We start from the raw sequence: 20,411 nt of genomic DNA on the forward strand, positions 1-20,411 counted from the left end.
TCCTTGTTGAGTGGCTTTACGATTAAGCCAGGCTGTCCAGCTTCCAGCGCAGCGCGTGACTGCGCAGTTCCACCACCACTTTGTGCGGCAATGGGGCTTCATGAAAGGGCGACTCGTTGGAGTCCATTTGATAACCGGCGGTATTGAGGTAGATGAGCAGGTCACCTGCCTGGATCGGGCGATCGAAGGCGACTTTGCGCCAGGTCAGCATGTCTGACTCCAGGCAAGAGGCCCCACCGATGCACGCCACAAACGGCGCCAGCGGCCGGGGTGAAGCCGGCAATAGCAGCGGGTCGGGCAAGAATTCGCTGTTGAACCACTGTTCGGAGAGGTTGAAGCTGCTGCCCTGCACCGTGACCTGGGCATAGCCGTCACAGGCCGTGCGGTCCTTGATGCCCTGCACGCGGAACACGCTGATACCGGCCTGGTCGAGCAAGGCGCGGCCGGGCTCGATGAGCAGCCGCACGCCGTGCTCGATGACCTTTTGCCCCAGGCTCAGGCCGGGGCTCACGGCGGTGGCGAGGATATCGTCAAGGGCCTCGGCCCCGGCGCGCAGCGCACCATAGGGATAGAAGCCGGCAAAGCCTTTGTCGCTGTGATAGCGCTCGGCGCAGTCCTCGGCCAGAAAGGCCTGCCACTGCGCCGGGTCGACATAGCGCACGGCAAAACCACCGCCCAGGTTGACCGTGCGGCAGTTGTCCAGCCCGCTGGCCTGGCACAGGTCGATCAGTTGGCTGGCGACGTGCGCACGCTGGGCGGTGTCGTAGCCGCCCAGGTGAAAGGAAAAGCCTTGCAGGTCGAGGTTCGCCAGGTGCTGGCGGCAGAACACCAGGGCCTGGTCGCACTCCCGTGGGTTGAGGCCGAAACGACTATGGGCCTGGCTGCTGGGGCAATAGCGCAACAACAGACGCGCACGTTGGCGCAGGGATAGCGCCAATTGCTGGATACGCAGCAGCTCCTCCAACGAGTCCACCGCCAGCAGGCACTGGTGGCTCAAGCCCAGCCCGAGCAATTGATCGCTCTTACGCGGGCCGGACACGCCGATCTCACTGCCGGCAACGCCACCGGCCAAGGCCTTTTGCAGCTCACCGACGCTGGCCACATCCACGCCAATCGCACACTGCGCGCAGGCCTGGATAAAACAGTTGGCCTTGTTGGCCTTCTTCGCAAACAACAGGCTGCCGCGCACCTGGGCCTGGGCAAAGCTGTGCTGGAAGGCTTCGACATTGGCGCAAAAGACCTGCGGGCACACCAGGTGCAGCGGTGAACCGAGGCCATCGACCAATTCGGTCAAGGTGCCCGTGTGCCGCTCAAGCAGGCGCTCGACCCACAGGTGACGCAGGCCGGGCAAGGAACTGGAATATGTCATGGCGTCAGAACTCGAACTTGGCCGACAAAAACACTTCGCGCTCGCGCCCCACATCCAGCCCGCCCTGGTAATAGGCACTGGCGTAGTAGTACTTGTTGGTCAGGTTCTTGCCATGCAGGCGGTAGGTCACCGGGGTCTGCGCCAGTTTCGAGCGGTAGCTGATACCGGCGTCGAGCAAGGTGTAGCTGGGGATATAGCCGCTGTTTTGCGCATCCACCGGGCGGCTGCCGACATAGCTGAGGGTGCTGTCCAGCGACAGGCCGGGCACGGCGGCCACGCTGTACAGGGCACCGACCGCGCCTTTCCACTTGGGCACGCTTTCGGTGCGTTTGCCGTCCACGGTGACGTCATCCACATCTTCCATGCGCGTGGCCAGGTAGGCGGCGTTGGCGGTGAGGGTCAGGGCATGAGTGACGCGATTGGACAGGGTCAGCTCGGCGCCACGGTGGTGGAATTCACCGTTGCTCACATAAGTGTTGCTGGTGTTCAGGTAACTGGCCTTGCGCCGGATATCGAACACCGCCAGGCCCAGGTTCAGGCGCTCGTTGAGGTCCAGCTTCAGGCCGACTTCGTATTGCTGGGACTCGATGGCGTCGGTGGGTTGGTTGGCGTTGGTCGCGTTATAGGGGGCGTAGTCGCCCTTTTCAAAGCCTTTGGAGTAGCTGACGTAAGTCATCACACTGTCCCAGGGCCGGTAGATCAGCGCGGCGCTGGGCACGAACACGTCGTGGCTCTGCGAAGGTGCGATGGCTGAGAGTTCGTCCGCGCGGTACCAGATATAACGCCCGCCGAGCATCACCTGGAACTGTTCGGTGAGGGAAATCAGATCGCTGGCAAACACCGAGGTTTCCTTGATCGAAGACACAAAGTCGGTGGGCCGCTCCGGGCCGAAATGCCACTTGGGTGGGTTGACCGGATGCAGGATATTGCCCACCGATACATCGCCGATGCCGATGCCTGGAGTGCTGCTGTCCACCGAATCCCAGAATGGGCTGACGTCCTTGAACTGCTTGTAGCCGGTGCCAAAAAAAACGTCGTGGTAGATATTGCCGGTGGCGAACTTGCCAGCCAGGTACGACTGCAGCGACCAGGTGCTGAACACTTCGCCACGGGACACATAAAAGTCGGCCGAGCCGATATCGCCATTGGGCTTGATCCCGAACAAGTCGTTATAGCCGCCGTGGCGTTCGACCCGCGAGTAATTGCCTTGGGTCACGGAGGTCCAGTTGTCATCCAGTTCGTACTCGAACTTGGCGTCGAAGTTGGCGCCTTCGGTCTGGTGACGGAACCAGGAGCCGGTCAGCAAGTCACGGCGATTAACCTTGGGCGGCAGCACATAGCTGGACGGGTCCAGGGGGTTGGCGCGGCCGCTCTGGTCGGCACGCAGCAGCGGGTCAGAGACCGTGGACTTGCGCGACCAGTCGGCATTCAACTGCAACAGAGCGCGGTCGCTCAAACGCCAGTCGGTGGCCAGGCCGATAAACTTGCGCTCCATGTCGCGGGCGTGATCGAAGTCGCCGTTTTTCTCGTAGCCGGCATTCAGGCGATAGCCAAAGGCGCCATCGTTGAACGAATCGCTGGTATCGATCGCCACATAGCGGCCGAGCAACGACGAGCCTTGCACGCTGACATTGAGCAGCGGCTCCAGGGTCGGGCGCTTGAGGATGTAGTTGAGGGTGCCGCCCGGCGAGTTGAAGCCGTAGAGGAAACCCGACGGACCCTTGAGCACGTCGATGCGCTCGACGTTTTCCAGGGGCACGTCGTGGTGCGGGGCCAGGGTCAGGCCGTCGCGGCGGATGGTGTTGAAGTTGTCCATGGCAAAGCCGCGCAGGCGGAAGTTGTCAAAGCCGCTGCCGCCCGACGAGCTGAGCACCGAAGGGTCGAGGCTCAGCACATCCACGGCGGTGCGCGCGGAGCTGTCGGCGATGGTCTTGCTGGAGTAGCTCTGGATGGCCAGGGGGATTTCCATGGCGTCCTTGGCGCCGAAGCCACCGGCATTCACTTCCAGGGCCTTGTTCAGCGGTGCACTGACCCGCGTGGCTTCAAGCTCGGTGACCGACTCTTCGCGATCTTGCGCCGCCACGGCGGGCAAGCCTGTGAACGAGGACATCAGACCTACTGCCAACAACGTCGAAAACCGCGGCGCTACCCCGTGCAACTGGTTCATCTGCAATCCCTTGAGCCGAAAATAGACGTTTGGACCTCAAGCACGGCAACACTTGAGAATCGATCTCAAAAGATACAATATAACGTTTCTTTTAACCTAGCAATCGCACGATCATTCAATACTCACTGTCACCTCGCACTTAATGTCAGGCTTCGATCACCAGAGATGACTGCCATGCCCGCCTACACCGCCATCAACTTTGCACACAAATACAGCCTGTTCAGCGAGCAATGGGCCCCCAAGGTCATCGCGCAGATGAACGACTACCAATTCAAGCTGGTGAAGATCGAGGGGGATTTTGTCTGGCACAGCCACGCGGACACCGACGAGACCTTTATTGTCCTCGAGGGCGCGCTGCGCATTGATTTTCGCGAGGGCGCGGTACAGGTCGGGGCCGGTGAGATGTTTGTGGTGCCCAAGGGCGTCGAACACAAACCCTATGCCGAAGGCGAGGTGAGGTTGCTGCTGGTCGAGCCCTGCGGCGTGGTGAATACCGGCGATCAGGGCGGCGAACGGACCCAGCGCAATGATGTATGGATCTAGATCACCACATTACGGATAAAACGCACCGCCACGCCCCCCTCATTGCGATAGACATGGGGCTGGTGGCTGGGGAACATAAAGAACTCGCCGGCGGCAATGCGGGTTTCGACGTCGCCCACCACCAGGGTCAGATGGCCCTCGAACACGAACAACTGCTCGCTCCAGCCTTCCAGGTCGGGGTCCGGGCAATAGCGGTCGCCCGGCTCCAAGCGCCACTCCCACAGCTCCACCTCACGCCGGGCGGTGGCCCTGGCCAGCAATACGGCCTTGCTCCCCTCGATTTCACCGGCCCAGGCCAGTTCGTTGATGCGGCTGTGGTCGCGGGCGTCGGGGGCCTGGATCAGGTCGCTGAAGGCCACGTCCAGGGCTTCGGCCACACGGTCGAGGGTGGACAGGCTGACGTTTTTTTCACCCGCCTCGATGGCCACCAGCATGCGCCGGCTGACCCCGGACTTTTCTGCCAGGGCTGTCTGGCTCAATTCGCTGGCGTGGCGCAGGCGTCGAACGTTGTGGCTGACATGCTGCAGGACCGAGGCCCGTTGCGGATTTTCTTTGTGCACTATATTGCTCACTCGATGGGTTTGCGCAGTATACTGCCCAACTGCGGCGCATTGTGCGTTCCGCGCCCTTCCTGTGCAAGACCAGAGCCGCCATGACCACCTCGACCGCCTCCCCATTGTTTTCCCGCTTCAGCAAAGCCGAATGCGTGCTGGTGCTGATCACCATGATCTGGGGCGGTACGTTTATCCTGGTGCAACATGCCATGACCGTCAGCGGGCCGCTGTTCTTCGTCGGCCTGCGCTTTGCGGCGGCGGCGCTGGCGGTCGGCCTGTTCTCCTGGCGCAGCCTGCGCGGCCTGACCCTGTTCGAGCTCAAGGCCGGCGCCTTTATCGGCACCGCGATCATGCTCGGTTATGGCCTGCAAACCATTGGCCTGCAGACCATCCTCAGCAGCCAATCGGCGTTTATCACCGCGCTCTACGTGCCGTTTGTGCCGCTGCTGCAATGGTTGGTGCTGGGACGGCGCCCGGGGTTGATGCCGAGCCTTGGCATCATGCTGGCGTTTGCCGGTTTGCTGCTGCTGACCGGCCCGGCCGGCGCCTCGCTGAATTTCAGCCCCGGTGAGATCGCCACCTTGATCGGCGCCATCGCGATTGCCGCCGAAATCATCCTGATCAGCGCCTATGCCGGCCAGGTGGATGTGCGTCGGGTGACCGTGGTGCAACTGGCCACGGCCTCGCTGCTGTCGTTCCTGCTGGTAGTGCCCACCGGCGAGGCCTTGCCGGGGTTTTCCTGGGTGCTGCTGTTCAGCGCCGTAGGCCTGGGCCTGACCAGCGCGGTGATCCAACTGGCGATGAACTGGGCGCAGAAAAGCGTCTCGCCGACCCGCGCCACCCTGATCTATGCCGGGGAGCCGGTATGGGCCGGGGTGATCGGGCGGATTGCCGGTGAGCGCTTCCCGCCGATGGCCATGCTCGGGGCGGTGTTGATTGTGGCGGCGGTGATTGTCAGTGAGATGAAGACGCGCCAACAGAAGCCCAAGCTCGCTTCAACAGGAGACAGATAGGCGTTTTCGATCCATCTTGTAGGATTCTGCCACAGCTTGCCGTTTGGTAATCCGTATTCCGGCACGTATGATGCATCCCAAACCACTGCAGATTAGAAGCCTATGTCTCTGATAGTTCTACTGCTTCTGCCTTTCATCGGCAGCTGTCTGGCGGCCTTGCTGCCGCACAACGCACGTAATACTGAATCCCTGCTGGCCGGCCTTGTGGCTCTGGTCGGTACCGTCCAAGTCGCCTTGCTCTACCCCCAGATCGCCAACGGTGGCGTGATCCGCGAAGAATTCTCCTGGCTGCCCAGCCTGGGCCTGGATTTCGTGTTGCGCATGGATGGCTTTGCCTGGTTGTTCTCGCTGCTGGTCTTGGGCATCGGTAGCCTAGTGTCGCTGTACGCCCGCTATTACATGTCGCCGGATGACCCGGTGCCGCGTTTTTTCGCGTTTTTTTTGGCGTTCATGGGCGCGATGCTCGGGCTGGTGATCTCCGGCAACCTGATCCAGATCGTGTTTTTCTGGGAACTGACCAGCCTGTTCTCGTTCCTGTTGATCGGCTACTGGCACCACCGCTCCGATGCACGCCGGGGGGCCTATATGGCGCTGATGGTCACTGGTGCGGGCGGTTTATGCCTGCTGGCGGGGGTCATGCTGCTCGGCCATGTCGTCGGCAGTTACGACCTGGACCAGGTGCTTGCCGCCGGTGACCAGATCCGTGCCCACACCCTCTACCCCCTCCTGCTGACGCTGATCCTGATCGGCGCCCTGAGCAAAAGCGCGCAATTCCCCTTCCACTTCTGGCTCCCCCACGCCATGGCCGCACCGACTCCCGTGTCGGCCTACCTGCACTCGGCCACGATGGTGAAGGCCGGCGTGTTCCTGCTGGCCCGCCTGTGGCCTTCGCTGTCGGGCAGCGAAGAATGGTTCTGGATGGTCGGCGGCGCCGGCGCCCTGACCCTGTTGCTCGGCGCGTATTGCGCCATGTTCCAGAACGACCTCAAGGGCCTGCTGGCCTACTCCACCATCAGCCACCTGGGCCTGATCACCCTGCTGCTGGGCCTCAACAGCCCGCTGGCCGCCGTCGCGGCCGTGTTCCATATCCTCAACCACGCCACGTTCAAGGCCTCGCTGTTCATGGCCGCGGGCATTATCGACCACGAAAGCGGCACCCGCGATATCCGCAAGCTCAGCGGCCTGGTGCGCCTGATCCCGTTTACCGCGACTCTGGCCATGGTCGCCAGCGCCTCCATGGCCGGGGTGCCGTTGCTCAACGGCTTCCTGTCCAAAGAGATGTTCTTCGCCGAAACCGTGTTTATCTCCTCGACCCAATGGGTGGAAATCGCCCTGCCGGTGATCGCGACCATCGCCGGCACCTTCAGCGTGGCCTACGCCTTGCGCTTCACCGTGGATGTGTTCTTCGGCCCGGCTGCCACCGACCTGCCGCACACGCCCCACGAACCGCCACGCTGGATGCGCGCGCCGGTGGAGCTGCTGGTATTTACCTGCCTGCTGGTGGGGATCTTCCCGGCCCAGGTGGTCGGCTCGATCCTTGCCGCCGCCGCCCTGCCGGTGGTCGGTGGGGTGTTGCCCGAGTACAGCCTGGCGATCTGGCACGGCTGGAACGCGCCGATGATCATGAGCCTGGTGGCCATGACCGGCGGCGTGGTCCTGTACCTGCTGCTGCGCAAGCAACTCAAGCGCGGGCGCTTCAAGTACCCACCGATCATCAGCTACTTCAATGGCAAGCGTATGTTCGAGCGCTGCCTGGTGGTGATGATGCGCAGTGTGCGCCGGCTCGAAAAATACATCAGCACCAAGCGCCTGCAGACCCAGTTGTTCCTGCTGGTGCTGGCGGCGGTGGTCGTCGGGATGATCCCGATGCTGGGCAGCAGCCTGAGCTGGGGCGACCGCCCGAAGATTCCGGGCTCCATTGTGTTCGTGACCCTGTGGCTGCTGGCGATTGCCTGTGCCCTGGGCGCCGCCTGGCAAGCCAAGTATCACCGGCTGGCGGCCCTGACCATGGTCAGCGTCTGCGGCTTGATGACCTGCGTGACCTTTGTGTGGTTCTCCGCGCCAGACCTGGCGTTGACGCAACTGGTGGTCGAGGTGGTGACCACCGTCTTGATTCTGCTGGGCCTGCGCTGGCTGCCACGGCGGATCGAAGAGGTCTCGCCGCTGCCGAGTTCGTTACGCAAGGCGCGCATTCGCCGCTTGCGCGACTTGCTGCTCTCGACCGTGGTCGGTGGCGGCATGGCGCTGTTTTCCTATTCCATGCTGACGCGCCAGACCCCCAACGATATTTCCTCGTTCTACCTCAGCCGCGCCCTGCCTGAAGGCGGCGGCAGCAATGTGGTAAATGTGATGCTCGTGGACTTCCGGGGCTTCGACACCCTGGGCGAGATCACCGTGCTCGGCGCGGTGGCCTTGACCGTCTATGCGCTGCTGCGCCGTTTCCGCCCGCCCAAGGAGAGCGAGCAACTGCCCGCGCAACAACGGCTGTTGGCACCGGACGTGGACACCGACCTGGTCAACCCACGCCAGGCCAGCGACACCGCCCTGGGCTTTATGATGGTGCCGGCAGTGCTGGTGCGCCTGCTGCTGCCGATTGCCCTGGTGGTGTCGTTCTACCTGTTCATGCGCGGCCACAACCAGCCGGGCGGCGGGTTTGTCGCCGGGCTGGTGATGTCGGTGGCGTTTATCCTGCAATACATGGTCGCCGGGACCCAGTGGGTCGAGGCGCAGATGAACCTGCGGCCCATGCGCTGGATGGGTTTTGGCCTGCTGTCGGCCACCTTGACCGGGCTTGGCGCCATGTTCTTCGGCTACCCGTTCCTCACCAGCAGTACCCTGCACTTCAGCGTGCCGGTGCTGGGCGATATCCATATCGCCAGCGCCCTGTTCTTCGACGTGGGCGTGTACGCCATGGTGGTCGGCTCGACCCTGCTGATGCTCACCGCCCTGGGCCACCAATCGGTGCGGGCCCATAAACCCGGCAACCAGGCGAAAGCCGCCGCCACCCCACAAGGAGCTGCCGCCTGATGGAAGAAGTCATCGCAATTGCCATTGGGGTCCTGGCGGCCTCCGGCGTCTGGCTGGTGCTGCGGCCACGGACGTTCCAGGTGGTGATGGGCCTGTGCCTGTTGTCCTATGGGGTCAACCTGTTCATCTTCAGCATGGGCAGCCTGTTTATTGGCAAGGAGCCGATCATCAAGGACGGCGTGCCCCAGGACCTGCTCAATTACACCGATCCCCTGCCCCAGGCCCTGGTGCTGACGGCGATTGTGATCAGCTTCGCCATGACTGCGCTGTTCCTGGTGGTGCTGCTGGCGTCCCGGGGCCTGACCGGCACTGACCATGTGGACGGCCGGGAGCCCAAGCAATGAGCTGGATGAACCAACTGATCATCGCGCCGATCCTGCTGCCATTGCTGACCGCCGCGCTGATGCTGATGCTGGGCGAGAAACACCGCCCGCTCAAGGCCAGGATCAACCTGCTGTCGAGCCTGACCGGCCTGGGCATCGCGATGTTGATGCTGTACTGGACACAAAAAGGCGGCCCCGCCTCCATCGGCGTATACCTGCCGGGCAACTGGCAGGCGCCGTTCGGCATCGTGCTGGTGGTGGATCAGTTGTCGGCGCTGATGCTGGTGCTCACCGGAATCATCGGCGTCAGCGCCCTGTTGTTCGCCATGGCCCGCTGGGACCGTGCCGGCACCAGCTTCCATGCGCTGTTCCAGATCCAGTTGATGGGCCTCTACGGCGCCTTTCTCACCGCCGACCTGTTCAACCTGTTCGTGTTCTTCGAGGTGCTGCTGGCCGCGTCCTACGGCCTGATGCTGCACGGCTCGGGGCGAGCGCGGGTGTCGGCGGGGCTGCATTACATCTCGATCAACCTGCTGGCTTCATCGCTGTTTCTGATTGGCGCGGCGCTGATCTATGGGGTCACCGGCACCCTGAACTTCGCCGACCTGGCTCTGAAAATCCCGCTGGTGCCGCCAGCCGACCGCGGCCTGCTGCATGCCGGTGCGGCGATCCTCGCCACGGCGTTCCTGGCCAAGGCCGGCATGTGGCCTTTGAACTTCTGGCTGGCGCCGGCCTACTCCTCGGCCAGTGCGCCGGTGGCGGCAATGTTTGCGATTATGACCAAGGTCGGCGTGTACACCGTGTTGCGCCTGTGGACCCTGCTGTTTTCCGGGCAGGCCGGTGCCTCGGCGCTGTTTGCCGGTGATTGGCTGGTGTACGGCGGCATGGCCACCATTCTCTGCGCCGCCCTGGCCATGCTCGCCGCCCAGCGCCTGGAGCGCATGGCCAGCCTGAGCATCCTGGTCTCGGCCGGCATCCTGCTGGCGGCAGTGGGCTTTGCCCAGCCCAGCCTGACCGCCGGTGCGCTGTTTTACCTGGTCAGTTCGACCCTGGCCTTGAGCGCGCTGTTCCTGCTGGCCGAACTGATCGAACGCTCACGCTCGGCCAATGAGCTGCCCTTGGACGATGAAATCGAAATATTGCCACGGCCGGTAGAATCCCTGCATCCGCCCAAGGGCACCAACCTCGACGATGAGCAAAAGGCCGTGGTCGGCCAGGTCATCCCGTGGACCATGGCCTTCCTCGGCCTGAGCTTTATTGCCTGCGCCCTGCTGATCATCGGCATGCCGCCGCTGTCGGGGTTTATCGGCAAGCTCAGCCTGCTCAGTGCGCTGGTCAACCCCCTGGGCCTGGGCCATGCCGTGGCTGAGCCGATCCGTCCGGCCGCCTGGGGCCTGTTCGCCCTGTTGATCTTCTCGGGCCTGGCCTCGCTGATCGCCTTTGCGCGCCTGGGCATCCAGCGCTTCTGGACCCCGGAAGAACGGCCTTCGCCACTGCTGCGACGCCTTGAGTGCGTGCCGATCTTCATCTTGCTCGGCCTGGCGGTTGGCCTGACATTCAAGGCCGAAACGCTCATGCGTTACACCCAGGACACCGCCGCCAGCCTGAACAACCCCGAGCATTACGTCATGGCCGTCATGGCCACGCGCCCGGTGCCTGGCCCGCAAGTCCAGGCCGCCGCCGTGGAGGTGCAGCCATGAAGCGCCTGTTCCCTGCCCCGTGGTTGTCGCTGGCCCTGTGGGGGCTGTGGCTGGTGCTGAACCTGTCGCTCAGCCCCGGCAACCTGCTGCTGGGGGCGATCCTCGGCGTTCTCGCGCCGCTGATGATGGCGCCGCTGCGCCCGCTGCCGATCCGCATTCGCCGGCCCGGGGTGATCCTGCGCCTGTTTTTCCTGGTCGGCCGTGACGTGATCGTCTCCAACCTGCTGGTGGCGTGGGGCGTATTGACCTGCGGCTCGCGCCCACCGCGCTCGCGCTTCGTCAAGATCCCCCTGGACCTGCGCGACGCCAACGGCCTGGCGGCACTGTCGATGATTACCACGGTGGTTCCCGGCACCATCTGGTCGGAACTGGCCCTGGACCGCAGCATCCTGTTGCTGCACGTGTTCGACCTGGATGACGACGCGCAGTTTATCGAGCACTTCAAGCAGGCCTATGAACGGCCCCTGATGGAGATCTTTGAATGAGTGCCCTGCTCGCCAATGCGATCCTGTGCAGCCTGTTCCTGTTTTCCCTGGCCATGGTCCTGACCCTGATACGCCTGTTCAAGGGGCCCTCGGCCCAGGACCGGGTCCTGGCCCTGGATTACCTGTATATCCTGGCGATGCTGATGATGCTGGTGCTGGGCATTCGCTATGCCAGTGATACCTACTTCGAGGCGGCCCTGCTGATTGCGCTGTTCGGCTTTGTCGGCTCGTTTGCCTTGGCCAAATTCCTGCTGCGTGGGGAGGTGATCGAATGATCAATATCAGTGAACTGCCACTGTGGGTGGAAGTGCTCGTGGCGATCCTGCTGCTGCTCAGCAGCCTGTTTGCGCTGATTGGCGCGCTTGGCCTGTTGCGGATGAAGGACTTTTTCCAGCGCATGCACCCTCCGGCGCTGGCCTCGACCCTCGGCGCCTGGTGCGTGGCGCTGGCGTCGATTATCTACTTCTCCACACTCAAGTCCGGGCCGGTGCTGCATGGCTGGTTGATCCCGATTTTGCTGTCGATCACCGTGCCAGTGACCACCCTGTTGCTGGCGCGCACGTCGCTGTTTCGCAAGCGCATGGCGGGAGAGGATGTGCCGGCGGAGGTCAGTAGCCGTCGCACCGAGAGTGGTAGCTGATCCCTCTGAATATATGCGGTAAAAAATGTGGGAGCGGGCTTGCTCGCGATTGCGGTGTATCAGTCAAGTATTTATCAACTGACCCACCGCAATCGCGAGCAAGCCCGCTCCCACATTTGGCCCTGCATACCGCCTGTCAGGCCCAGGCAACAACCAACAACCCCGTGCCCAACACCAGACACAGCGGCGAATAGAAAAACGTATCCAGCCGCGCAAACCGCGACCCGCCGACGGTCTTGAAGAACCCCACCAGTTCCGAATCCCCAATCGCCCGTGCAAACATGATCAAGGCAATCGCGCTGATCCCCCACTGCAGGGCCTGATGCCCCACCGCCTGGAAAAACAGCCCCGCCCGCAGGCACACCAACAAGGCGATCAGCACCAGCCCCAGCGCCACCAGGAACGTGCCCAGGGCCGATGGCTTGAACGCCGGGCGTGGCCCGCTGGCGAACTCGCCGGGCAGTTGCGGGATCGCCGCCGTGCTGCCTAGCTTGCCGCCTGCGGCCCAGTACACATGGACCATGCTGATCAATGCAAATACCCCGACGACCCACCTCGCAATCACAAAGCTCATGGCTGGATACCCCTTAAAAAGTCCGAAAGAGGATAGTCCTTTTCAGATTTTTTGCAGGCATTTAGTCGTCTGGTGATAAAGTGCCAACCCATGAAACTCACCCGCGCCGACCGCTCGTTGATTGCCTGGATGCTCTATGGCTGCGTCCTGTTCAACGTGTTCGCCTGCAGTATTGGGCATGGGCAAATGGTCGGCATGCAGCTCAACGGCCTTGGCGGCCAGTTCTGTACCGTAGACCCGCGCACCCAGGCGCCAGCCCCCGTAAACACGGGCGATGAGTCGCTGCCCACGCTGTCCAAGGCCTTCGGTTGCCCGCTGTGTTCCACCGGGGGCATGGGCCCGGCGCTCAACTCCAGCCTCAACGTCGCGGTCCTGCCCCAGCCTCACGCCCCGCCTCCGGCCGTGGTGGTCACCGCTGACATTCCCACCCGCGTTACCTGGCCTGCGGCTAATCCGCGCGCCCCGCCCGCCTACGCCTGATACCTGCGCTTTTTGATCCGCACACCGCGCTGTTTCCCCCGGGAAGCGCGCAGGGCTGTGCGTTGCTTCCAAGCCACGATTTTCAGGATGTACCGATGAAACACTTACCTCTACTGGCGGGCCTGTACGGCTGCCTGCCGTTCAGCGCCTGGGCCCTTGAGTTGGCGCCCACCACCATCGACGGCACCGCCAGCAACGAACCGGGCCTGGCCCTGGACCAATCCAGCGGCATGGCCTCGCGCCTGGGCTTGAGCGTGCGGGAAACCCCGGCCTCGATCAGCATTGCCGACCGCAATGATATCGAGCGCCGAGGCGCCAAGACCTTCCAGGACGCCGCCAATACCCTGCCGGGGGTCAACGCCAGTGCGCCGCCGGGGTTTGGCGGGTTTATCTCCTATCGGGGCTTTACCAGCAGCCAGATCACCCAGATGTTCAACGGCATCAACGTCGCCGGCGGCCTGGCACGGCCGGTGGATGCCTGGATTTATGACCGGGTGGAGCTGGTGGGCGGCCCCTCCTCGCTGATCAACGGCGCCGGCTCCGTGGGCGGCTCGCTGAACTACGTGACCAAGCTGGCCACCCGCGAGGAACGGGCCGTCGAAGGCCAGATCAACTATGGTAGCTACGACACCACCGGCATCGCCCTGGGCCTCAACCACGCCCTGACCGAGCCCGGCGCCGAGGTCCAGCACTATGCGCGCCTGGATGTCAGCCGTAACACCAACCACACCTATATCGACCGCCAGCAACGGGATGCCTGGAGCGTGGCGTTTTCCCTGCTCAGCGACCTTACCCCCAACCTATCCCACACCCTGGCCCTGGAGTACCAGGACGAACACGAGGACAGCCCGTACTGGGGCACCCCGGTGCTCAACCCCAAGGCCGGCGAACTGAAGATCGACAAGCACAACCGCTTCAACAACTACAACGTCGCCGATGGCCGCTACGAACAACGCACGATCTGGGCCCGCTCGATCATCGACTACCGGATCAACGACAACACCACCCTGCGCAACACCCTCTACCACCTGGACAGCCAGCGCGACTACCGCAACCTGGAGACCTACCAGTACAGCGCCGACAACAGCGTGGTAAACCGTTCGACGGCCTACCAGGTGCGCCATCAGGGCAAGCAGAACGGCAACCAGTTCGAGCTGCGCCATGACACACGCCTGTTCGGCCTGGCCACCACCTGGTCCGGCGGTTTTGAATACAAGGTCAACAGCACCACCAACAGCCCGCTGAGAGAGCCCGGCAATAGCGCGGTGGACCCGAACAACTACGACCCAGGGCATTTCTACGACATACCCGGCATGCGCCCCGGTTTTGTCAAGGACAAGACCAACGAAGTGACGACCAAGGCGCTGTTTGTCGAAAACCGCCTGGGCCTGACCGACAAGCTGTCGCTGCTCAGCGGCCTGCGCTATGACGCCATCGACCTGGACGTGACCAGCCATCAGGGCAACCAGGATAACGTCAAGAACCGCTGGGAGCCGGTGACCGGGCGTGTGGGCCTGACCTACCAGTTCATCCCGTCGGCCAATGTCTATGTGCAATACAGCACTGCGGCCGAACAACCCACCAGCACGACCCAGGTGTTTGATGTGTCCACCGGCAAGCAATGGGAAGTGGGCAGCAAGTTCGATTACCTGGACGGTCGTGGTTCCGCCACCGTGGCCGCCTACAAGATCGAGCGCAAGGACTTTGCCGTGACTGACCCACTGGACAGCACCCGCAGTATTGCGGTGGGCGCGCAGTCGTCCAAGGGCATCGAGCTGGCCAGTTCATTGCGCATCACCCCCAAGCTGTTGGCTGAGGGCAATTTCGCCTGGGTCGATGCGCAATACGATGACTTCAACGAGAAAATCGCCAGCGGCGCGGTGGTGTCGCGCAAGGGCAATACCCCAACCAACGTGCCCAAGCGCGTGGGTAACCTATGGCTGACCTATGACATCGCCCCCGCCTGGCAGGGTGGCGTGGATGCGCGGTACGTGGCGCAGGTGTATGCCGACAATGCCAATACCCTGACCGTGCCGGCGTATACGCTGTTTGGCACGTTCCTGACCTACAAGGTCGATCAACACACCTCGGTGACCGGCCGGGTGCGCAACCTGACCAATGAGGTGTATGCGCAGTTTGTCCAGGTGTCGCCGGCGTATTACCTGGGGTCGCCGCGGACCTTTGAATTGTCGGTGCAGACCAAGTTCTAAGGCTGGAGTGCAATTAAAACTGTGGGAGCCCGCTCCCACAGTTTGATCTTCATATGAACGATTATTTGAGGCTGGCTTCGACCTTTGCGGCCACATCCTCCGTCAACCAGGCCTTCCACACCTGCGGGTGCGCCTTGAGAAACGCCTGCGCCACTTCCCGGGGTGGGGTGTGTTTCTCGCTCATGGCCGCCAGGGCTTGATTGAGTGGGCCAATTGGAAAGTCGACCTTCTCAAAGAACTGCGCAATCTGCGGATACTGCTGCTGGAACGGCGTGGAAACACCAATACTCAGCTTGGATGCCAACGAACGCGTGGGCTTGGGGTTGGGGTTGTCGGCATCGGTCAGGGTCTTCCAGGCCTCGGCGTCGAACGCGGGCTCTTCCAACTGGACCAGCTTGTAGCGCCCCATCAGTGGGGTCGGCGACCAGTAGTAGAACAGGATCGGCTTGCCACGGCGGATCGACGAGGCAATCTCGGCATCCAGCGCCGCGCCTGAACCGCTGCGAAAGTTGACGTAGCTGTCATCCAGGCCATAGGCCTTGAGTTTCTGCTTATTCACCACTTCCGAGGTCCAGCCGATAGGGCTGTTAAGGAACCGCCCCTTGCCAGGGGATTCCGGGTCCTTGAATACGTCCTTGTAGCGCACCAGGTCCTTGACGCTGCGCAGCTCAGGGGCCAGTGGCGCGATGCCCTTGGCCGGGTCGCCCTTGATCACGTATTCCGGCACCCACCAGCCTTCGGTCGCACCCTTGACGGTATCGCCCAGGCCGACCACCTTGCCTTCCGCTTCAGCCTTAACCCACACCGGGCTGCGTCCTGCCCACTCCTCGCCAATCACCTGGATATCATTTTTGGCCAGGGCGGTTTCCAGGGTGATGGTCGTACCGGGCAAGGTGTCGGTGGGCAAGTCGTAGCCCTTTTCGACGATAAACCGCAGAACTTCGGTGATCAGGCTGCCACTTTCCCAATTGAGGTCGGCAAAGTGAATGGGCGCCTGGGCCGCCGCTACCGGTGCGGCCGCCATCGACAAGCCCAGGGTGGTAAGGGCCGCTGCCAACAGCGCTCGAATTGCTTGCATGCCTTTGAACCTCGATGGCGGATGGCTTTGCTGTCATGCGAAAGCCCTTAATAATTAAGTCCATCCAACTGTAGTAGAGGTTCAACCGATTGCCGGTGCGCGTACTTATTACTCGCTGGCCTTGAAAGTCACCAGTTCGCCCTTGCGCCACTTGGCGGCCTTGCCGGTCACGGCCTTGAGGGTTTTGCTCAAGCCTTCCTGCAATTGTTCATTGGCGGCAAACACCAGCATCACGTTGTGACCTTCCTTGAACACAATGCCTTCGCCTTGCGCCGTGGAAACAAACGCATAGTCGCCCAGGCCATAGACGGTCAACTTGATGTCGCGGAACTTCAGTTCAAACTTGCCACCTTCACGACTGGGCAGGACTGCCGCACGAAAATGATCGCCGACCTTGAGTTCCAGGCGCGGCTTGTCATCTACCACCAACGCTGTTTCGGTATCGATTTCAGCAATGTAAATACCTTCCGGGGTTTGTTCCGTGATGTAAACAAACCGCGACTGGAACTGTTTAACCAACTTCGCGCGCAAATCACCCAGCACGAACAATGCGTGCATATCCAGATTACTGACTGCCAAGGAAACGCCCCCACATCTAAAAAAGCGCTGACCGCCCAGGCGGGCAGCACAAAAAAGGCCAATACGGCACGACACACTGAAAAACTGAAGTTGATCCCCGCCACGCTTGTACAGCCGGGCCTGACGGTCCTTGTACAAAGTCGTCAGGCAGTGCAGGAAATCACAGGTTTATCGGCCAGAGAATACTGGACGACCCACTTCAGAGAATAACCCATTTGAAAGGTTAGTTTTCCGACAGCCAAAAACAAAGGAAAAACGTTGGATGGAACCGAACGTGAGCTGCCGACAACAATATTAGAACAGCAACCCGACTTAAAACCACCCGAAATGCTGCAAGCAGGTCAACCGATCGACAGGAGCTGGTCATGCAACGACTTCAACGCCAACCGACACTGACTCCCAGCGGCTTATCACGCAAGGATGACGCGGCATTCTACAGCGTGTATGCCAATAACGTGTGCCCGGATTTCGCCCGGTATCGGGTTGTGCCGGCGGGCAGGAATTTTTTCCATATCCTGGAAGTGCCCAGCGGCCGGATCAAAGGCTTTCGCAGCGACCACAACAAAGCCTGCGCCTTGGCAAAAGAGTTGGAAACCCTGCTTCGCGCCATGCTCAATTGAGTCTCGCACACTCAATGCAGGCGGTCTGATTGCTCCAGGTCCAACAGGGCCTGCCAGGCGGCGCGGCATTCCTGGGCTTCGTCGCGACTGGCGAAGGCCGTGCCACGCTGTTCACCGTTGAGCAGCACCACCCAGCAGGCCCTCAGCCCCTGCGCACGCAGGGTCTGTGGCACACCACTGCCAATCATCACCGCCACATCGACTTTGCTTTGCATGGACGTTCTCCGCAGAATTAGTTAGCCAGCTAACAATATGCCGCATCTTAAGCGGTTCCCGACGCCGGAAAAAGCTATCGGCGCAGAAGCTTCCTTGCATAACACGCAACAATCGGTGCCAGGGCCTACCGCGCCGCGCCCTGCCCTTGAGGCTTATAGCCCAGGCGCAAACCACCCCAGTGCCGGCCGCTGACCATGATCGGCACCGACAGATCGTGCATCAGCTCTCCGGTATCCCGGGTATAGGTTTGCAGCAACACCGCCTGCTGGTGGCTGCCGCAACGAATCCCGGTGCGGTCTTCAAACTTGCGCTTGGTGCGATTGTTCACGGCGTCCACCTGGGCATCCCCGGTCAGTGCCTGGGAAAACGCCTTGTTGTGCGTCGGCACATAGCCCTGTGGCGTGCAGGCAATCGCAAACACCAGGCCTTCGTGACGGGGTAGCAAGGCCTCCTGGATAGCCGGCAAGACTTGATCGGTGTAGCCGTCGAAACGGCTGTGGTACTTGCTCGGCTGGGTGTTGGGGATCGGTGTGTAGCTGCGATTGAACAGGTCATCGAGGCTGATGCGGTTCTGTTGGATATCCGCCTCGAACTGCGCGGTGATCCGGCTGGCGCCTTCGCGGGCCAGGTCGTAGATACGTTGGTGATAATCGTCCAGGCCGACCTCGGCCAGGCGCTCGCTGATGGTTTCGGCCTGGCCTTGCATTTGCACGGCGGCCTCGGCCAACTGCTGGGTCTGCTGGTCGCTGACGGTCAAGTCGCTGCGCATCTGCTCCACGGCATGGAACAGGCTGTCGAGTTGCATCCGATTGGTCTCGGTGCCCTGGGCAATCGCGCCGACCTGGCCCTCCACACCCGCCGCCAACGTGGCAATGCTCTCCAGTTGCTCGCCGGCGTGTTCCACCTGCTCGACGCCGGCCTGCAAATCCACGGACAGTTGGCGGATTTGCTCCACCACCTGGGCGGTGCGCTGCTGGATATCCGCCACCATCACCCCCACTTCATCGGTAGCGGTCGCCGTACGGCCCGCCAGGCCGCGCACTTCATCGGCCACCACGGCGAAACCGCGCCCATGCTCGCCAGCACGGGCCGCTTCAATGGCGGCATTCAAGGCCAGTAGATTGGTCTGGCTGGCAATTGACTGAATCACCAGGGTCACGCGCTGGATTTCTTCGCTGCGCTGGCTCAGGGCCTCGATCAATTGGCGGCTGTCGCTGGCGCGCTGGCTGAGTTGATGCATGCGGCTGATGGATTCCCCCAGCACCGCCCGCCCCTCGGTGCTGCGCTGGTGGGCCTGGCCCGCCGCCCCCAAGGCCTCGCGGCTGAGCTGGGAGGTGAGTTGCTCGGTGCCAATCATCACTTCGGCGCTGCTGACAATTTGCTGGGCCGCGCCCAATTGCGATTGCAGGCGGGCCGCCAGTTGCTTGACCGAATAGGCCACGCCAGCGGCTGACAGCGCATTATGGCTGGTGGTGTAGGACAGGTCGCGGGTCAACGCGCCCATGGCCTCCTCGGCCACATCAGGCGCGGGACTGCGGGCCGGTTTTTTCAGAAACGGCAGCCAGATCAGCAACAGGACCACGGGCAGGCAGAGGTAAATCGACAGGTCGGCGAACGCCAGGCCCGACAGTATCAGCACCAGGACGATGCTTTGCAGCAGCGGTGTCACCCAGCCCGGCAGTTGGCGGCTCACCGCGTGCGGCGCCACGGCGGCGCCCATCAGAGATCCATCCCCAGCCATGCTTGTCACCCCACTGCTTGTCATTATTGTGCCTGCATTAAACGCCACTAATTAGCCATTATCCATGGGCCTTTGGTGTTAGGGCATGCAGCAGATCAATAGACGGGGGATAGCACGGGGGGAGCGTTGTAGGAGCCAAGCCGGCCCCTACACCTTCAAACAGATCAGGCCTGGCGCTGATGCTTGTCGATTTGCTCGTGGCGCTCTTGCGCTTCGATGCAGTATTTGGTGGTCGGGCTGATCAGCAGGCGCTTGAGGCCGATCGGCTCGCCGCTGTCGTCACACCAGCCAAAGGAATCTTCCTTGATACGGCCCAAGGCCTGTTCAAGTTGCGGCAGCATGCGCTGGTCGCGGTCGATGGCGTTGACCAGCCAGGTGCGCTCTTCTTCTACCGAAGCAGCGTCAGCCGGGTCAGCCGGGGTGTCCAGGCTTTCAATGGCGATGCGGTTCTGCTCAATGCGCTCGTGGTGCTCGACTTTCATGTCTTGCAACAACTGCTCGAAAAAAGCGTGCTGCTCGGCATTCATGTAGTCATCCGCCGGCATGGCCAGCAACTTTTCCTTTGTCATTGATTTCTCTATAAAAAATACGTGCATTAAGGCGAATAAGGGAGCGTTCCGGCCAACCTCTGCAGGTCGGGGAAAGACGCCGTCCATTCCAAGCGCCACCCGGCACTCAATTTACGAGGGGCGGCAGTCTACGGCTGACTTGAGGGCGCAGCAACTGAAATGACAGGCAATTTGTCCGACATTTCCCCAAAAGGCACCAGGACGGGCTCGATAGGCGGTTATCGGAGTGCGTTTATAGCAAGAAATTCAGTGTTGTGGAGCTATATAGAAGACAAACGGTTGGCGGTGCACAAATGTAGGAGCGGGCTTGCCCGCGATTACGCTGGGTCAGTTGATAGAAACTTGACTGACCCACCGCTATCGCGGGCAAGCCCTAATGCCAGTCAGTTAAGCCCTCCCGCTTTCTTTTTGGGGTATTTGACCGGCCTAGGCTTGACCACCCTGGGGTAACTTCGTTGACGCCTGGCAGGTAACATGAAGTGTTGAGCCTGAGTGCGCAGCTCTGCCAGCCGCTTAGGAATCG

At 61.9% G+C, this 20,411-nt stretch carries 21 protein-coding genes and 1 pseudogene; 12 read left to right on the top strand and 10 right to left on the bottom strand.

The window, feature by feature from the left end; genetic code table 11:
* Window positions 1-22: 22 nt before the first annotated feature.
* Together AO268_RS07300 and AO268_RS07305 are read right to left on the bottom strand one after the other, a co-directional pair.
* The gene (locus tag AO268_RS07300; protein ID WP_099168306.1) at window positions 23-1,369 is read right to left on the bottom strand and encodes an alanine racemase; all 1,347 of its coding nucleotides are present in this window, start codon (window positions 1,367-1,369) and stop codon (window positions 23-25) included.
* 4 nt (window positions 1,370-1,373) lie between these two features.
* Window positions 1,374-3,536, bottom strand: a complete 2,163-nt coding sequence (locus AO268_RS07305) for a TonB-dependent siderophore receptor (protein WP_099168307.1) — start codon at window positions 3,534-3,536, stop codon at window positions 1,374-1,376.
* A gap of 174 nt (window positions 3,537-3,710) precedes the next feature.
* Between AO268_RS07305 and AO268_RS07310 the strand changes: the two genes are divergently transcribed.
* Window positions 3,711-4,079 (top strand): cupin domain-containing protein, encoded by a 369-nt coding sequence (locus tag AO268_RS07310; protein WP_099168308.1) that lies wholly within the window; start codon window positions 3,711-3,713, stop codon window positions 4,077-4,079.
* Here AO268_RS07310 and AO268_RS07315 read toward each other — a convergent pair.
* Complete coding sequence (locus AO268_RS07315; protein WP_099168309.1) at window positions 4,076-4,639, bottom strand: helix-turn-helix domain-containing protein; 564 nt, start codon at window positions 4,637-4,639, stop codon at window positions 4,076-4,078. The genes AO268_RS07310 and AO268_RS07315 overlap by 4 nt on opposite strands.
* Before the next feature lie 92 nt (window positions 4,640-4,731).
* On the opposite strand from AO268_RS07315, the gene AO268_RS07320 reads away from it, so the two are divergent.
* The 7 genes from AO268_RS07320 (at window position 4,732) to AO268_RS07350 (ending at window position 11,821) form a co-directional block, all read left to right on the top strand.
* Window positions 4,732-5,646, top strand: coding sequence for a DMT family transporter (locus AO268_RS07320; RefSeq protein ID WP_099168310.1), 915 nt, complete (start codon window positions 4,732-4,734; stop codon window positions 5,644-5,646).
* A 102-nt stretch (window positions 5,647-5,748) separates the two neighbouring features.
* The gene (locus AO268_RS07325) at window positions 5,749-8,673 is read left to right on the top strand and encodes a monovalent cation/H+ antiporter subunit A (RefSeq protein WP_099168311.1); all 2,925 of its coding nucleotides are present in this window, start codon (window positions 5,749-5,751) and stop codon (window positions 8,671-8,673) included.
* Window positions 8,673-9,017 carry a Na+/H+ antiporter subunit C gene (locus AO268_RS07330; RefSeq protein WP_099168312.1) on the top strand — a complete coding sequence of 115 codons (345 nt, stop codon included), beginning with the start codon at window positions 8,673-8,675 and terminating at the stop codon, window positions 9,015-9,017. Before AO268_RS07325 ends, AO268_RS07330 begins: the two co-directional genes overlap by 1 nt.
* A complete protein-coding gene (locus tag AO268_RS07335) occupies window positions 9,014-10,696 on the top strand; it encodes a monovalent cation/H+ antiporter subunit D (RefSeq protein ID WP_099168313.1) in 1,683 nt (560 codons plus the stop codon). Before AO268_RS07330 ends, AO268_RS07335 begins: the two co-directional genes overlap by 4 nt.
* Window positions 10,693-11,181 (top strand): Na+/H+ antiporter subunit E, encoded by a 489-nt coding sequence (locus AO268_RS07340; RefSeq protein WP_099168314.1) that lies wholly within the window; start codon window positions 10,693-10,695, stop codon window positions 11,179-11,181. Before AO268_RS07335 ends, AO268_RS07340 begins: the two co-directional genes overlap by 4 nt.
* Entirely contained in the window at window positions 11,178-11,456 is a 279-nt protein-coding gene (locus AO268_RS07345; RefSeq protein WP_099168315.1) for a K+/H+ antiporter subunit F, read from the top strand. The genes AO268_RS07340 and AO268_RS07345 overlap by 4 nt, the downstream gene beginning before the upstream one ends.
* A complete protein-coding gene (locus AO268_RS07350) occupies window positions 11,453-11,821 on the top strand; it encodes a Na+/H+ antiporter subunit G (RefSeq protein ID WP_099168316.1) in 369 nt (122 codons plus the stop codon). The genes AO268_RS07345 and AO268_RS07350 overlap by 4 nt, the downstream gene beginning before the upstream one ends.
* Window positions 11,822-11,957: 136 nt before the next feature.
* Here AO268_RS07350 and AO268_RS07355 read toward each other — a convergent pair whose 3' ends face one another.
* A complete protein-coding gene (locus AO268_RS07355; protein ID WP_099168317.1) occupies window positions 11,958-12,395 on the bottom strand; it encodes a DUF3995 domain-containing protein in 438 nt (145 codons plus the stop codon).
* Between the two features lie 90 nt (window positions 12,396-12,485).
* Between AO268_RS07355 and AO268_RS07360 the strand changes: the two genes are divergently transcribed.
* Together AO268_RS07360 and AO268_RS07365 are read left to right on the top strand one after the other, a co-directional pair.
* Window positions 12,486-12,875, top strand: a complete 390-nt coding sequence (locus AO268_RS07360) for a DUF2946 domain-containing protein (protein WP_099168318.1) — start codon at window positions 12,486-12,488, stop codon at window positions 12,873-12,875.
* A 95-nt stretch (window positions 12,876-12,970) separates the two neighbouring features.
* Window positions 12,971-15,085 (top strand): TonB-dependent receptor, encoded by a 2,115-nt coding sequence (locus AO268_RS07365; RefSeq protein WP_099168319.1) that lies wholly within the window; start codon window positions 12,971-12,973, stop codon window positions 15,083-15,085.
* A gap of 61 nt (window positions 15,086-15,146) precedes the next feature.
* Here AO268_RS07365 and AO268_RS07370 read toward each other — a convergent pair whose 3' ends face one another.
* Window positions 15,147-16,163 (bottom strand): ABC transporter substrate-binding protein, encoded by a 1,017-nt coding sequence (locus AO268_RS07370; RefSeq protein ID WP_099168320.1) that lies wholly within the window; start codon window positions 16,161-16,163, stop codon window positions 15,147-15,149.
* Window positions 16,164-16,271: 108 nt separating this feature from the next.
* Window positions 16,272-16,721 carry a hypothetical protein gene (locus AO268_RS07375; protein ID WP_169865208.1) on the bottom strand — a complete coding sequence of 150 codons (450 nt, stop codon included), beginning with the start codon at window positions 16,719-16,721 and terminating at the stop codon, window positions 16,272-16,274.
* Here AO268_RS07375 and AO268_RS32665 point away from each other — a divergent pair.
* Together AO268_RS32665 and AO268_RS07380 are read left to right on the top strand one after the other, a co-directional pair.
* Window positions 16,716-16,952, top strand: a complete 237-nt coding sequence (locus tag AO268_RS32665; protein WP_176561346.1) for a hypothetical protein — start codon at window positions 16,716-16,718, stop codon at window positions 16,950-16,952. The genes AO268_RS07375 and AO268_RS32665 overlap by 6 nt on opposite strands.
* 155 nt (window positions 16,953-17,107) lie before the next feature.
* On the top strand, window positions 17,108-17,362 hold the full coding sequence (locus tag AO268_RS07380) for a hypothetical protein (RefSeq protein ID WP_099168322.1): 255 nt from the start codon (window positions 17,108-17,110) through the stop codon (window positions 17,360-17,362).
* A gap of 11 nt (window positions 17,363-17,373) precedes the next feature.
* Here AO268_RS07380 and AO268_RS07385 read toward each other — a convergent pair whose 3' ends face one another.
* The 4 genes and pseudogenes from AO268_RS07385 to AO268_RS07400 all read right to left on the bottom strand — a co-directional run.
* Window positions 17,374-17,577 carry a hypothetical protein gene (locus tag AO268_RS07385; protein WP_099168323.1) on the bottom strand — a complete coding sequence of 68 codons (204 nt, stop codon included), beginning with the start codon at window positions 17,575-17,577 and terminating at the stop codon, window positions 17,374-17,376.
* 125 nt (window positions 17,578-17,702) lie between these two features.
* A complete protein-coding gene (locus AO268_RS07390) occupies window positions 17,703-19,343 on the bottom strand; it encodes a methyl-accepting chemotaxis protein (protein ID WP_373562117.1) in 1,641 nt (546 codons plus the stop codon).
* A gap of 140 nt (window positions 19,344-19,483) precedes the next feature.
* Window positions 19,484-19,888, bottom strand: coding sequence for a TraR/DksA family transcriptional regulator (locus AO268_RS07395; protein ID WP_010173153.1), 405 nt, complete (start codon window positions 19,886-19,888; stop codon window positions 19,484-19,486).
* Window positions 19,889-20,271: 383 nt separating this feature from the next.
* Window positions 20,272-20,411, bottom strand: a pseudogene (locus AO268_RS07400) (IS4 family transposase); the annotation flags it as partial.

It is taken from the genome of Pseudomonas sp. ICMP 8385, from assembly GCF_002699915.1.
In the GTDB taxonomy this organism is placed as follows: domain Bacteria; phylum Pseudomonadota; class Gammaproteobacteria; order Pseudomonadales; family Pseudomonadaceae; genus Aquipseudomonas; species Aquipseudomonas gessardii.